Origin of the sequence: Mesorhizobium sp. M2E.F.Ca.ET.209.01.1.1, assembly GCF_004010375.2 — a bacterium.
Classification (GTDB): domain Bacteria; phylum Pseudomonadota; class Alphaproteobacteria; order Rhizobiales; family Rhizobiaceae; genus Mesorhizobium.
Genome location: NZ_SADP02000037.1, coordinates 1 through 13551, shown reverse-complemented (window position 1 = coordinate 13551; position 13551 = coordinate 1). Strand labels below are relative to the sequence as shown.

At 61.2% G+C, this 13551-nt stretch carries 7 protein-coding genes and 4 pseudogenes; 4 read left to right on the top strand and 7 right to left on the bottom strand.

Annotated elements, in window-relative coordinates; all coding sequences use genetic code 11:
- Positions 1–7: 7 nt before the first annotated feature.
- The 6 genes and pseudogenes from EN852_RS33865 to EN852_RS33840 all read right to left on the bottom strand — a co-directional run bounded on the left by EN852_RS33865 (position 8) and on the right by EN852_RS33840 (position 6633).
- Positions 8–1147 (bottom strand): 8-amino-7-oxononanoate synthase, encoded by a 1140-nt coding sequence (locus tag EN852_RS33865; protein ID WP_126101866.1) that lies wholly within the window; start codon positions 1145–1147, stop codon positions 8–10.
- Positions 1144–2084: pseudogene (bioB, locus tag EN852_RS33860) on the bottom strand (biotin synthase BioB). Before bioB ends, EN852_RS33865 begins: the two are co-directional and overlap by 4 nt.
- Positions 2085–2244: 160 nt before the next feature.
- Entirely contained in the window at positions 2245–3099 is an 855-nt protein-coding gene (nadC, locus tag EN852_RS33855; RefSeq protein ID WP_126101865.1) for a carboxylating nicotinate-nucleotide diphosphorylase, read from the bottom strand.
- Positions 3096–4639: pseudogene (locus EN852_RS33850) on the bottom strand (L-aspartate oxidase). The gene nadC and the pseudogene EN852_RS33850 overlap by 4 nt, the downstream one beginning before the upstream one ends.
- Complete coding sequence (gene nadA / locus EN852_RS33845) at positions 4636–5610, bottom strand: quinolinate synthase NadA (RefSeq protein WP_126101864.1); 975 nt, start codon at positions 5608–5610, stop codon at positions 4636–4638. Before nadA ends, EN852_RS33850 begins: the two are co-directional and overlap by 4 nt.
- 62 nt (positions 5611–5672) lie before the next feature.
- Positions 5673–6633: pseudogene (locus EN852_RS33840) on the bottom strand (hypothetical protein).
- A 174-nt stretch (positions 6634–6807) separates the two neighbouring features.
- Between EN852_RS33840 and EN852_RS42670 the strand changes: the two are divergent.
- Positions 6808–6960 (top strand): annotated as a pseudogene (locus EN852_RS42670) (3-methyl-2-oxobutanoate hydroxymethyltransferase); the annotation flags it as partial.
- A 196-nt stretch (positions 6961–7156) separates the two neighbouring features.
- Here EN852_RS42670 and EN852_RS33830 read toward each other — a convergent pair.
- Positions 7157–8812 carry an MFS transporter gene (locus EN852_RS33830; protein WP_126101863.1) on the bottom strand — a complete coding sequence of 552 codons (1656 nt, stop codon included), beginning with the start codon at positions 8810–8812 and terminating at the stop codon, positions 7157–7159.
- A gap of 671 nt (positions 8813–9483) precedes the next feature.
- Between EN852_RS33830 and EN852_RS33825 the strand changes: the two genes are divergently transcribed.
- The 3 genes from EN852_RS33825 to EN852_RS33815 all read left to right on the top strand — a co-directional run.
- Entirely contained in the window at positions 9484–10674 is a 1191-nt protein-coding gene (locus EN852_RS33825; protein WP_126101862.1) for an ABC transporter ATP-binding protein, read from the top strand.
- A 12-nt stretch (positions 10675–10686) separates the two neighbouring features.
- Positions 10687–11772 (top strand): ABC transporter substrate-binding protein, encoded by a 1086-nt coding sequence (locus EN852_RS33820; RefSeq protein WP_127230879.1) that lies wholly within the window; start codon positions 10687–10689, stop codon positions 11770–11772.
- An 80-nt stretch (positions 11773–11852) separates the two neighbouring features.
- A partial coding sequence (locus tag EN852_RS33815) for an ABC transporter permease subunit (RefSeq protein ID WP_167507135.1) occupies positions 11853–13551 on the top strand: 1699 nt, incomplete at its 3' end.

Genomic DNA, 13551 nt, shown 5'->3' with positions numbered 1-13551 from the left:
CCTCCGGTCATGTTTGGGCCAACACCTCAACGAGCGCCTCGACCATGGCGGAAATGTCAGCTTCGGCTACGTTGAGCGTCAGCGAAATGCGCAGGCGCGACGTGCCCTCCGGCACGGTCGGCGGACGAATGCCGCGTATGTCGTAGCCGCGTGCCTGCAGTGCCGCCGCCACCGCCATGGTGCGCCTGACGTCGCCGATGACAAAGGGCTGGATCTGCGAGCCGCTCGGCATCACGCCGCAGCGCTCGGCCAGTTGGCGGCCCGCGAAGGCGACGCGTTCACGCAGCTGAACGCGGCGCAGCGGCTCGTCGGACAGCATGGCGAGCGCTTCGCACGCCGCGACTGCCATCAGCGGCGATGGCGCGGTGGCGTAGATGAGTGGCCGGCAACGGTTGACGAGATAATCGCACAGCGTCCTCGGCCCGGCGACGAGTGCGCCGGATGCGCCGAGCGCCTTGCCGCAAGTATGGAGCGCAATGATGTTGTCGCGGCCCTCGAAGGCGGCGGCCAGTCCCCGGCCGTCCGGTCCCCAGACGCCGGTGGCATGCGCTTCGTCGACGACGAGGAATGCCTCGTGCCGATCGGCAAGCGCGACGAGGCTCTCCATCGGCGCGCGGTCGCCATCCATGCTGTAGAGGCTTTCGACCCCGATCCAGACGCGTCCCATGCCGCCCTCGGCGCGCCAGCGCGTGATTGCCTCATCGACGGCATCGACGTCGTTGTGCTTAGCCACTACAAACTGGGCGCGTCCGGCCTGTGCGCCCTCATGCATGCTGGCATGGGCGAGTTCGTCGAGAACCAGCAGGTCGCCCTTCTGCGGCAGCGCGGTCAGGAGAGCGAAGTTGGCGATGTAGCCGCTGCCAAAGAACAGTGCGCGTTCGGCGCCGAAGAATGCCGCGGCGTCCGCCTCCAGTGCCTCGTGTTCCGGTGCATTGCCGCGCAACAGCCGCGACCCGGTGGCGCCAACCGGCGTGCCCCGCGCAATCGCAGCCGCAACCGCATCGCCAAGTCTTTTGGAGGCGGCAAGTCCGAGATAGTCGTTCGACGAGAAGTCGAGCCCGGCGCGCGGCGCAAGCGTCCGCAGGCGATCCTTGCGCGCCAGTCCACGCAAGGATGCGTCATACCGGGCAAGAAGTGCCTCGTTCATTGCGTGCCGATTTCCATCGGTTCGATGCCGAGACGCTGGAATAGCAGAGTATCCTTGTCCTCGCCGGGATTGTCCGCCGTCAGCAGCGTGTCGCCGACGAAGATCGAGTTAGCGCCGGCAAAGAAGCACAGCGCCTGCATCTCGTCGGTCATGGCGGTGCGACCGGCGGAAAGACGAACATGCGATTTCGGCATCATGATGCGCGCCAGGGCGATCACGCGCACAAATTCGATCGGCTCGATGGGCTTGGCTTCCGCCAGCGGGGTGCCGGCGATCGGGATAAGCATGTTGATCGGGACGCTTTCCGGATGTTCCGGCAGATTGGCCAGCGTGACCAGCATGTCAATCCGGTCCACCGGCTCTTCGCCCATGCCGACAATGCCGCCGCAGCAGACCTTGATGCCGCTGCCGCGGACATTGGCGAGCGTATCCAGCCGGTCGGCAAAGGTGCGCGTGCTGATGATCTCGCTGTAGTAGCGGTCCGACGTATCGATGTTGTGGTTGTAGTAGTCGAGGCCCGCCTGCTTCAGACGAGCGGTCTGCTCAAGATCGAGCATGCCGAGCGTCATGCAGGTCTCCATGCCCAGCGCCTTGACGCCCTCGACCATCGCCACCACCGCATCCATGTCGCGCGCCTTGGGGTTTCGCCAGGCGGCGCCCATGCAATAGCGCGTGGCGCCGGCATCGCGCGCCTTGGTCGCCTCGGCGATGACGCGCCGGACCTCCATCAGCTTCGACGCCTTCAACCCGCTTTCGTGATGCGCCGACTGGCTGCAATAGCCGCAATCCTCCGGGCATCCACCTGTTTTGATGCTAAGAAGCCGGCTCAGCTGGACCTTGTTGGGATCGAAATTCTGGCGGTGAACGGTTTGCGCCAGGAACAGAAGATTGTTGAAGGTGCGTCGTGCAGCGCCTGCGCCTTTTCTAGGGTCCACATCCCACAATCATTGGATTGCGCCTGTGGCATTGTCTTCGTCGAGTTCGATGCGTGCATCTCTTCCTGTTCCTTGGGGGTTCCGGCCTTTACGGCTTCTTTCCTGGCCGATTGACAGGGATCGGAAACTCTATCAGCCCGCTGCCGTCCGTTCGTCGTGCGATCATGAGCTCCGATAGTCGAGGCCAATATCCAGGATCGGCGCGCTGTGGGTCAGCCAGCCAATTGAGATCAGATCGACACCGGTCGCGGCGATGGCGGGCGCGGTCACGGCGGTGATGCTGCCCGACGCTTCAGTGATCGCCCGGCCCGCAACCATACCCACCGCCTGGCGCAATTCGTCGACCGACATGTTGTCGAGCAGGACGGCGTCGGGAGCGAACCCTAGGACCTCCTCCAACTGGGCTAGGGTATCGACCTCGACTTCGATCTTGACCAGATGGCCGGCGCTGTTTCGTGCCCGCTCGAGCGCCGGGCGTATTCCGCCGGCGATGGCGATGTGGTTGTCCTTGATCAGGATGGCGTCGTCGAGGCCGAAGCGGTGATTGGACCCCCCACCTGCGCGCACGGCGTATTTTTCCAGCGCCCGCAATCCGGGCGTCGTCTTGCGCGTGCAGACGATCTTCGCATCGTGCCCGCGGACCGCATCTACGATCGATGCTGTCGCCGTGGCGATGCCGCTCAGATGGCACAGAAAATTGAGTGCCGTCCGTTCCGCGGTGAGAATGGTCCGGGCGGGACCGCTCACCGTTGCAATGATCTCTCCTTGCGAGACTTCGCTGCCGTCTGCTCGCTTAACGGTCAATTCGACGTTCTGGTCGATGAGCCGGAAGGCGAGCATCGCCAGATCGAGCCCAGCGACAGTTCCGGCCTGGCGCACCGAAAGCACGGTCGTCGCGTGATGGTTCTTCGGCACGATGGCGTCGGTCGTCAGATCACCCGCCCGGCCGAGATCTTCCAGAAGTGCTGCCCGCACCAGGGGCTCAAGCATGATTGCGGGAAGCGGCGAGAGGTTCATTGCTCGACGTCTTCAAGCGTTGGAGAACATGGGAATTCCTCGGCTTTCGTCAAGGCTTCTTCCAGCGTGAGCCTGGAGCGGCGCGCGATGTCAGCACGATAAGGAAAGTCCGTGCGGTGGTGAGCGCCGCGGCTTTCTTCGCGCAGGAAGGCCGCAACCGCGATCAGCAGTCCCACTACCGCGGGATCGGACGCCGCATCGTGGCGTTTGGCCAGCGGAAGCAATGTGCTCACGGCCTCGCGCAACATCTCGCCATTGCGCTTCACGCCAAGGCTGCGTGAGAGGAGAGGGCGCAAGGAGAGTGGATCGGGCGCCGGATTTCCCGTGCCGTCAATCTTGTTCTGACGCCGAGGGGAGATCCCGCCACGCTTTCAGCGACCCAGTGCGCGCATACAATCGCCTCGGTCAGCGAGTTGCTGGCAAGCCTGTTGGCGCCGTGCAGTCCGGTCGAGGCGACTTCGCCGCAAGCCCACAGTCCGGCAACGGAGGTACGTCCGTCCCGGTCCACCGCGACGCCGCCCATGTGATAGTGCTGGGCCGGCCGTATCGGAATGAGGTCTTGCGCCGGGTCGATGCCTGCGCCCCGGCAGGCCGAGGCGATCGTCGGAAACTGCCGCGCGAATGTCGGGCCGGGCTTTTCTCGTCCATCCAGAAAGACGCGGTGGCCGTTCGAAAGATGCGTCCAGATGGCGCGCGCCACGACGTCGCGCGGCGCGAGTTCCGCGTCCTGCAAATATTCGAGGAAGCGCTGGCCGGTTTCGTCGACAATCGTTGCGCCTTCACCGCGAACCGCTTCGCTGATCAGCGGCATCGGGCGAGCCGGCCCATCAAGCGCGGTCGGGTGGAACTGGATGAACTCGAGGTCGGCAAGGACAGCACCGGCGCGCGCCGCAAGTGCCAGCCCCTGTCCGGAGCTGCCTAGCGGGTTTGTCGAGTCGTGAAACAGCCCGCCAATCCCGCCGGTCGCGAGGACGACCCGTCCCGTACCCAGGAACACAGGACTAGTCGAACAGCTTGCCCAAACGCCCGTGACCTTGTTGTCCTCCACCGCCAGCCGCCGCGCCTCCACACCCTCGACCATCACAATCGACGGAGCAGAACGCACGGCTTCGACCAGCGCGCGCATGATCTCCTGTCCACTGCCGTCGCCGTCAGCATGAACGATGCGCCGGCGACCGTGCGCGGCCTCCAATCCAAGGCGCAGTGCTCCTTCAGGCGTCCGATCGAAGCGGACCCCAAGGGTCGACAGGTTCTCAATCGCGCTAGGGGCCGCATGAAGGATGCGGGTTGCGATTTCTGCGTCGCAGAGCCCGGCGCCAGCGGCGAGCGTATCGGCCAGATGCAGCATTGGGTTGTCGTCATCGCCGAGGCTGGCAGCCAGGCCGCCCTGTGCCCACGCACTCGATGCTTCTGATCCGAGCGGCGTCCTGGACAAAACAAGCACGGGTTCTGGCGCCAGATGAAGCGCGGTCAATAATCCGGCAATGCCGCCGCCAATTATGATGGGCCGGCCAAAGAAGCTGCGGACATCCGCGCTCATACGGCGAGCATCCGCTCGACGGCCAGCCGCGCGCGGCCGGCGATCTCGGGTGAGATGGTCACGACATGGCGGTTCTGCTCGAGCGCGGCGCGGATATTGGCGAGCGTTATCCGCTTCATATGGGGGCACAAATTGCAGGGCCGGATGAACTCGAGTTCCGGATGCTGGAGCGCGACATTGTCGCTCATCGAGCATTCCGTCAGCAGCACGACGCGCGGCGGCTTTTGCCTTTCGACATAGTCGGACATGGCAGCGGTCGACCCGGAAAAATCGGCTACGGCCACCACGTCAGGCGGGCATTCGGGATGCGCGAGCACCGTTACGCCCGGATGAGTTTCACGCAACTCGCGGATGTCGGCAGGCGTGAAGCGCTCATGCACTTCGCAATGCCCTTTCCAGGCGATGATCTGCACGTCGGTCTGGGCGGCGATGTTCTGGGCCAGATACTCGTCCGGCAGCATGATCACCCGGGGAACGCCCAGCGACTCCACAACGGCCTTCGCATTGCCCGAGGTACAGCAGATATCGGACTCGGCCTTCACTGCGGCCGACGTGTTGACGTAGGTAACGACCGGCACGCCGGGATAGCGTTGCCGCAGCAGCCGGATGTCCTCGGCGGCAATCGAGTCCGCCAGCGAGCAGCCGGCCGCAAGATCGGGAATCAGCACCGTCTTTTGCGGATTGAGCAGCTTTGCCGTCTCGGCCATGAAATGCACGCCGGCCAGCACAATGACATCCGCTTCAACCGTCATTGCCTTGCGGGCGAGCGCCAGGCTGTCGCCGACGATGTCGGCGACACAGTGGAAGATCTCCGGTGTCTGATAATTGTGCGCCAGGACGACCGCATTGCGCTCGCGCTTCAGCGCGAGGATGGCGTCTATGTCGTCGCTGAACGCCGGCCATTCGATCGGGGGGATTACGCGCCGAACGCGGTCGTACAGGGACGCGCCCGAAGGTAGCATCGCGCTCATCGAGCTCTCCGGTTATACCTACCTGAATATAAGGCGCATATATTCGTAGTGAGTATAAGCGGTCAACCCCGCGCGAGCGGCAATTTTGCCCCGGCGAGCTCCCCCTCTTCGAGCACGGCGTGGCGGAAGCGATAAAGCTTCGCCGGCCGGCCCCCTGTCTCCGCGCTAGTTTCGCCAGTTTCTTCGACCAGTTCGTGCTGCTCGATGAGGCGACGAAAGTTCGGCTTGTGGACGAGCCTGCCGGCAAGCGCCTCCACGGTGCGCTGCAGCTGATGAAGCGTAAAAGCCGGCGGCATCAGTTCGAAGACGACCGGCCGGTACTTGATCTTGGAGCGCAGCCGCGCAATGCCCGTTGCGAGGATGCGACGATGATCGGAAACCATGGGCTTGCCGCGAACCGGCAGGGGGAGGACCGAACCGCGCACCGCCTCTTCCACAAGGGCTGCTTCATAAAGCAGCTCGTAGCGCTTGAGTGCGAGATCCTCGTTCCACGGGCGTTCGTCGAAGCCGAAGGCGATTGCCGCGCCTTCCGCGCTCGAGGCGCGTCGCGTTGTCGTCCGCGCTCTCCGCCCACTCGCTCAGGCGAGGCCGCAGGACGTCCGACACCATCGGTGGAGTTCCGGCACGGTGATCCTCCCATGGAAAATAGTCGTACCAGCTTCGCCAGCCGGACCTGGACGGAGCGGTCGCATGTTCCTTACGGGTGAGTGCGAGATAGCTGATGGAGATGACTCGCCGCTCAAGCTCGGTGCCGGCTCGGTCCCGATCGGCAAAGGTGTAGAGCTGCTCGATATATCCCAGTGGGTGGCCGGTCTGTTCCTCGACCCACGTTCTCAAACCGGACTGCAGCGATCGGTGCTCGAGCGCAAGCGGGCCGGAGGGCAAAGTGTCAGTCTGTCCGATGGTGAGGACACACGGTTCATTCTCGTTCACCGCGACGACGACCGCGGTCAGGTCGACCTTAGCCGTGTCGGCCTTGGCTCTGCGCCCGCCTTTTGTAGTCCCTTTTGCGCGATCGCTCATGATCTCTGATGTGCTTGGGTAAGCCAAGAAGTAGCTGAACCGATTGAATTTTGTTCTCACCAATAACCGTCAGCGCGTCAACTCACGTGCGTGGCAAATTAGTTCTTCGCACCTGCACAAAAATATGCCACACGCGACACCGCACGATTGTTGACGCAAGGGAAGGAGCCCTCTTTGAGTGTGGTTGCTGATACAAGGGCGGTAACGCCGCCGGATATTCGTGCGCGAAAGGGTGGGACGCCGATCGTCTGCCTTACCGCCTACACGACCCCGGTTGCCCGACTGGTCGATCCCCGTTGTTGCGATGTGGTGCTGGGCGCGGCTGTATTCGCTCCCGCGCAGCCGAACTGAAGTGGATCGCTGCTTCTCGGCTCTCGCCGTTCCATCCTCGAAAACTCTTGGCTCGTTGCCACTGGGCTGGTGAGGGAAGAAGTCGTTGCTGTGGGCCAGCGTAGTCCAGTTATGCTCCTCCTGCCAGCGCTAACACGGCGAGGGGTCGCGGACCCGCACTGTTCTAAAGGGGTCAATGATGGGGAACATAAGACGTCGAGTGCTCGGCTTTGCGAGCGGGGCCCGTCGGTCGCTCGATCAAAAGCGTCAATTGAGGTGGAAGCTCTCCCTCGTGCAGGAGGAGGACCCTTTCGTCTAGGTGCCTATCCTCTGTCGTGAGGCGATGGTTGAGGCGAAGGTAGTCGGTCCAGGTCGGCGTGCGGAATGTCTCTGTCCACTGCATAGGCTTCTGAAGGTTGCGCTGGAGAGTCCAGTGTCGAGCACCGACGCGGCTGTGTACATGCCGCCGCTCGCGCATGAGGTCCAGGAAAGCATCGACGTTTTCGGCGGGTATCAGATATTCGACTTTGACGACGATGGGACCGCTTCTTGGCTTGAGATTGAGGGCGACTGCCGGGGTGTCGAATTGCTCTAGAGGATCGGGCTCGGAGTCGTGGCGCTCGCGAAGAGGAAACAGGACGCCGGCCGCAGCGACGAGCAACAGAGCACCAGCAGAACCCTCCAGCGCCCAGGCCAGGGAATGGTTCTGGGCCACCGTGCCCCACACCCAACTGCCAGCCGCGATGCCGCCGTCTATCAACGCATAATAGATCGAGATGGTGCGCCCCACGACCCAGCGCGGGCTTGCCAGCTGCACGCTCACGCCAACCCCGGACCAGGCCGTGACCCAACCCGCGCCGCCCAAAGCGAGCGCGATTGCCGCCACTGCAATCGAGGAGGTCAATGCAAGGGAGAGGGAGCACGCCGCGCAGGCGATGCAGGCGAGCGTCATCAGCCGTTCTTGAGACAAACGCCTTCTGAATACGCCGTTGGAGACGCCGGCGAAGACAGCGCCTGTCCCGAAGCCGGCCATGAGGGCGCCATAGGCCAGCGGTCCTCCTCCCAGCTGATCCCGGACGACCAGGGGCAGCAGCGCGAGTATGCCGATGCCCGCCAAGCCAAAGAGGGTTCCGCGAGCGATCGCCGTCTTGATTTCCGAAGACATCGCCGTGAAGCGCAGCCCGTCATAGATCGCCGTGCTCATCGGCTCACGCGGCAGAGGCGAAGAACGAACCTTCCATTTGCAGCGCCATATGGTCCCCAGAGGTACCAGATATGTGAGTGTGGTCACGGCGAGAGCCGTCACAAGCCCGAACGAGGCAACCAGGATGCCGCCGAGCGCCGGGCCCACGGTCCGGACAGTGTTGAAGCCGACGGAGAGGAGGGTGACGGCAGCGGGAACATCGCGTCGGTCTACCATATCGCCAACCGAGGCTTGCCATGCGGGATCGTTGATGGCACCGCCACATGCGATCAAGAAGCTGAAGCCGAGGATCATCCAAGGGTCTACAAAGCCCAGCGCTACAGAGGTGGCCAGCATCGCAGATGCTATGACCATAATGCACCGGCCGGCGAACATGACCTTGCGGCGGTTGAAATTGTCGGCGATGGCCCCGACGAAGACAGAAAGAATGAAGGCGGGCAGCGTCGATGACGCCGGTACCAGCGCGACCATAAGATCGGAAGTCGAGATCGTCGCCATCAGCCAGCTGATGGCAACAGTCTGCATCAACCAGCCCAGGCTGGAAACCTGCGTGGCGAGCCAGATCGAACGAAAGGTCGGATTCCTGAGCGGCGCAAAAGCCGTTCGCGAACCTGGGTCCTCGTCTGCGCCCTCCGCCCCGTTCATTCGGCAGCGTTCGCCTCCGTCTAATGGTTCGCACAGGCTCGCTTGCGCGGAGGTCGAAGCATGCATCCTCGCGCAAGTGCAGACGGTTTCATGCAGTTAAGTGTACTTGCCGGACCAGAGTTCGAAACGCCGCAGGTACGCAGCTTGCTGCAGGCTAGCAACTTCATTCAATCAAGGATCAATCATGTAGCAGCTTGCGTCAAATGCAGTTTCCATATTGTCGCCATCTAGCACCGAGATGACTGCAGGCTTCCTGCCGTAAGGCGGCCGCGCGCGGACCTGCACGGTGTCCATCCCTTCTTGCGCCAGGAGTAGAAGGTTACGTCGTGACTCCCCACCTGCGGCACAGATTCGGTGCCGACGGTATGCAAGGAGGCGGACCCAACAAGCAGGAGAGACCCTGACAGTTGCCTGACATCGCTTGCATGCTGTCCTAGCCGCCGCGCGATCTCATTCACTCCGACGGCCTTTCACTCGCGCCAACGACCATCAGCAGATTTAAGGCGCGTTGCACTTTGTTAACCCACGGGCTCGGTCACGGCCGCTCGGGGGATATTTGACAGACTTCATGGATGACTCCTCCGCTCCACTTGACAAGTGTTCACACCCCTGTCAGCTTCTAAACGTAATTGCAACACCATTGCATTATTTGCAACACGGACGAGGTTTAGATGTCCCGAGGTGAACCGCTGCGGCTAGAGCGACTTTGTAAGCAATACGGCACCGTCCGAGCCGTTAGTGATATTTCGGTCCAGATCGAGGCTGGCGAGTTTGTCTCGTTTCTTGGCCCAAGCGGATCCGGGAAAACGACAACGTTGATGATGGTTGCGGGTTTTGAAACGCCAAGCGCCGGCCAAATTTTTGTCGGTGCTCGACCAATAACGAGGCTACCAGTCCACAGGCGCAACATCGGAGTTGTATTCCAGAACTACGCGCTATTTCCTCATCTCTCCGTTTTCGAGAACGTGGCGTTTGCGTTGAAGATGCGCGGAATATCCGGCTACGACATTCGAGCCGGTGTCGCCGCGGCACTCGATCTTGTTCAGCTCGGTGAATATGGGGGCCGCATGCCTCACGAGCTGTCCGGCGGTCAACAGCAGCGGGTTGCACTGGCGCGTGCGCTTGTGTTCCGCCCAGGTGTAATTCTAATGGATGAACCGCTTGGTGCGCTTGATAAGCAACTTCGAGAGCACATGCAGCTCGAACTGAAGCGCCTACAAAAATCTCTTGGAACAACAATGGTGTTCGTCACCCACGACCAGAGTGAAGCGCTCACCATGTCCGACCGAATCGTGGTGATGAATGAGGGCAAGGTCGAACAGATTGGTACGCCGGAAGAGATATATGAGACGCCGGAAACCCGCTTTGTTGCGAGCTTCATTGGCGAATCGAACTTCCTCGACGCTCGTCTTGTTGGAAAGACAGATCACGGTCCCCTCCTCGATGTCGCTGGCCTGCAGGTTCGAGCGACATGGCAGGGAGCCGAGGACCAGGTGATGGGACCCGTGAGCCTCATGGTCCGACCCGAGAAGATCGTCCCTCTCGCAGCAGGCGCGTGCGCTGACAACGAATTCGAGGGTGTGATCCAAGAGTCTATTTACCGCGGAAACATCGTCAAGTGCCAAGTACGCCTACGTGCGGCCCTTTCCGTAGTTCTCACTGTAGCCGTAGCTTATCGCGCCTCCTCTCCACGGTTCAAAGTCGGTGAGAAAGTGCGAATTGGCTGGGACGCGCGGGATGGACGCCTTCTTTCTGTGAAGGCGAACGGCCCGAGACAAGGTGTACCCGACCATCTCGAAGCTGAGGCGGCTTCGTTGCACGTGACCTCGGCCGCAGATCGCATTCCGATATGGTCTTCATAAGGGAGAGAGCTCATGAGGCGCTACATTAACTCCAGTCGGCCGACGCGACGTCAGGCCCTAATAGGACTCAGCGGAGCGGCGCTGGTGCTTGGCGCCCCAAGCATTTTGCGAGCGCAAGAGTCGACCCTGGTGGTCGTTTCCGGTGGCGGATCGTATGAGGAGGCGTTCCGCAAAGCCGTAGTTGATCCCTTCCAGAGTGAGACAGGCATCAAGGTGACTTATGTGTCTCCGGCTGACGCGGCGAAGCTTAAGGCGCAAGTCGATAGCAGCAATGTGCAATGGGATGTGGTGGAGATATCCGGCCCTGCGTTTAGATCAGATGCAGACAAGTATGTCGAAGAAATCGATTATGGGGCATTCGATAAGGAAACGTTGGATAACCTTGTTCCTGAGGCAAAGACAAAATATGCCGTGGGCTCGTACGTGTTCAGCACCGTGATGGCATTCTCCACGGCCGATTACCCGGCCGACAAGCCGCGCCCCCGCTCATGGACTGAGTTCTGGGACGTCAGCGCGTTTCCGGGGCCTCGCTCCCTCAGAGAACGGACGGTCGAATTTGCGTTGCTGGCAGCCGGAGTTCCGAAGGACAAGCTGTACCCAATCGACTTCGACCAGGCATTCGCGTCTCTCGATCGCATCAAACCGCACATAACGAAATTCTGGAGCGTGGGCGCCGAACCAGGTCAGCTCCTATCGGATCGTCAGGTTGCGATGTCCTCGGCATGGAATGGCCGAATGCAAATCCTTAAGGAGCAGGGCGCTGGCGTTGATTACCTGTGGAACGAAGGGATGCTTAGCCCGCTGCATTGGGTCGTTCCGAAGGGCACGAAAAACCGGGCTGCGGCCATGCGGTTTGTCGCCTACCAGGCTTCCGCGCAGGCGCAAGCTCGTCTCAACAATCTCATCTTTTATGGTCCGCTCAATCGGGCTGCCTTTAATTACATTGAGCCCAGTGTGGCCGCCAAACTGCCGACCGCGCCCGAGAACATTGACAAGCAATTCTTCTACGATCCGGCCTACTGGGAAGCCCAATCCTCCTCGGGCAAAACTAATACCGAAGTGCTCGTGGAGCGCTGGACCCAATGGGTGGCCAGCTAATGGCCACTTTATACCAGACCGTCAGAGCGGCCATCGCGTGGCCCCTACACAATCGCGAAGCCACGCTCTTGCTTGCTCCAATGGCACTTCTGCTCGGGATCTTCTTTTTCGTCCCGCTCGCTGGTCTCCTCTCTCTCAGTCTGTTCGATCCTGGACCGACGCTCGCACACTTCCAAGAGTTCTTGGGTGATCGAACGAACTGGATCATCCTCAGTCACACCTTCGAGCTGGCAATAACAGTTACGCTGCTTTGCCTTCTAATGGGGTATCCACTCGCCTTCTGGATCGTTGCGGCCCGCACCTGGGTCGCCAGAGCGCTATTGCTTGCAGTAGTGTTGCCGTTCTTTACGAGCTACCTCGTGCGTACCTATGCATGGATGGTGATCCTTGGGCGCTTTGGCGTTATTAACCAACTTCTAATGGACTTCGGCATCACCGAACGACCTATCGACCTGATCTACAATAAGTTCAGTGTGCTCATAGCGATGGTCTATATCCTCATGCCGTTTACGGTTTTGGTGCTCATCAGCGTAATGAGAGGGATTCCATCCAGTCTGACTCGCGCTGCCGCCTCCCTCGGAGCCTCTGCGCCCCAGAATTTTTGGCGCGTGTTCTTTCCTTTGAGCTTACCGGGCGTGATCGCGGCCGGGCTGCTGGTCTTTGTGTTCGCTCTGGGGTTCTACATCACTCCCGCGCTGCTCGGCGGCCCGAACACAATCCTATTGCCGATGCAAATCGACATTTATGCAAACGTGACGCTGAATTGGCCACTCGCAGCCGCTGCCGCTACCGTGCTGCTCTCGATCACGCTGGTGGTCTATACAATTTCCAATCATTTCGTCGGTATCGATAGCTTGCTCGGATCTCAGCACGGGGCTGCCCAATCGGCTGGCACACCCGTTCGTCGTTCAACCACCGCTTACGTCCAACTTGTTGACCTCGCTACGGCCCTGGTGCGGGCGGTCGCTCACAGCCTTCGGGTTCCGGCCGGATTCGCCATAGGTTGTGAGCGTGCGGCTCTTGGTGGCAAGCTGCTACGCGGCTTCAGTCTGCTCGTTGCTGTGTTTCTGGTCAGTCCCATCCTGATCATTGTTCCGATCTCATTCAGTTCCTCGCGCTTCCTCGATTTCCCGCCCCCCGGCCTGTCGCTGCAATGGTATGAGGCATATTTTACAAGCCGCGCGTGGGTCTCCGCCACGCTGCAAAGTTTGGGCATTGCAACAGCTACCGCATTTGCAAGCCTTGCCATCGGGTCAGCGGCTGCGATGGCGCTCGTGCGCGGCAGTCCGCGGATGCGCCGTGTCGGATACCAGCTCTTGCTTGCACCGATGATCGTGCCGGTAATCGTCAGTGCGGTTGCCCTCTACTTCCTCTTTGCACGGTTGCAGCTCGTCAACACGAATCTCGCTCTGGTGATCGCACATACGATCGGCGCCGTTCCCTTAGTCGTGCTGATTGTCGCCGCAAGCCTACAGGCCCTGAACGTCCGCCTAGAGCACGCCGCCGCGAGTTTGGGGGCCTCGCGGATCGTCACGATTTGGAAAATCGTACTCCCGCTCATGCGTCCTGCGTTAATCGTCGCCGGATTCTTTGCCTTCCTGCATTCCTTCGATGAGTTGGTGCTGTCACTCTTCGTGAGCGGGCCGGACACTACCACCTTACCGATAAAGATGTGGTCGGGAATTCGGGAAGAGATCACGCCTACAATCGCTGCCGTTTCAAGTCTGCTGATCGCGTTGACAGTCGTTATGTATGCCGGCGTAGAGGTGGTCCGCCAGA

Excerpts from the sequence above, each read along its gene's own strand:
- EN852_RS33820 (WP_127230879.1), top strand. The coding sequence starts at position 10,687 with ATGAGGCGCTACATTAACTCCAGTCGGCCGACGCGACGTCAGGCCCTA.
- EN852_RS33865 (WP_126101866.1), bottom strand. The coding sequence starts at position 1,147 with ATGAACGAGGCACTTCTTGCCCGGTATGACGCATCCTTGCGTGGACTG.
- EN852_RS33830 (WP_126101863.1), bottom strand. The coding sequence starts at position 8,812 with ATGAACGGGGCGGAGGGCGCAGACGAGGACCCAGGTTCGCGAACGGCT.
- nadA (WP_126101864.1), bottom strand. The coding sequence starts at position 5,610 with ATGAGCGCGATGCTACCTTCGGGCGCGTCCCTGTACGACCGCGTTCGG.
- nadC (WP_126101865.1), bottom strand. The coding sequence starts at position 3,099 with ATGAACCTCTCGCCGCTTCCCGCAATCATGCTTGAGCCCCTGGTGCGG.
- EN852_RS33825 (WP_126101862.1), top strand. The coding sequence starts at position 9,484 with ATGTCCCGAGGTGAACCGCTGCGGCTAGAGCGACTTTGTAAGCAATAC.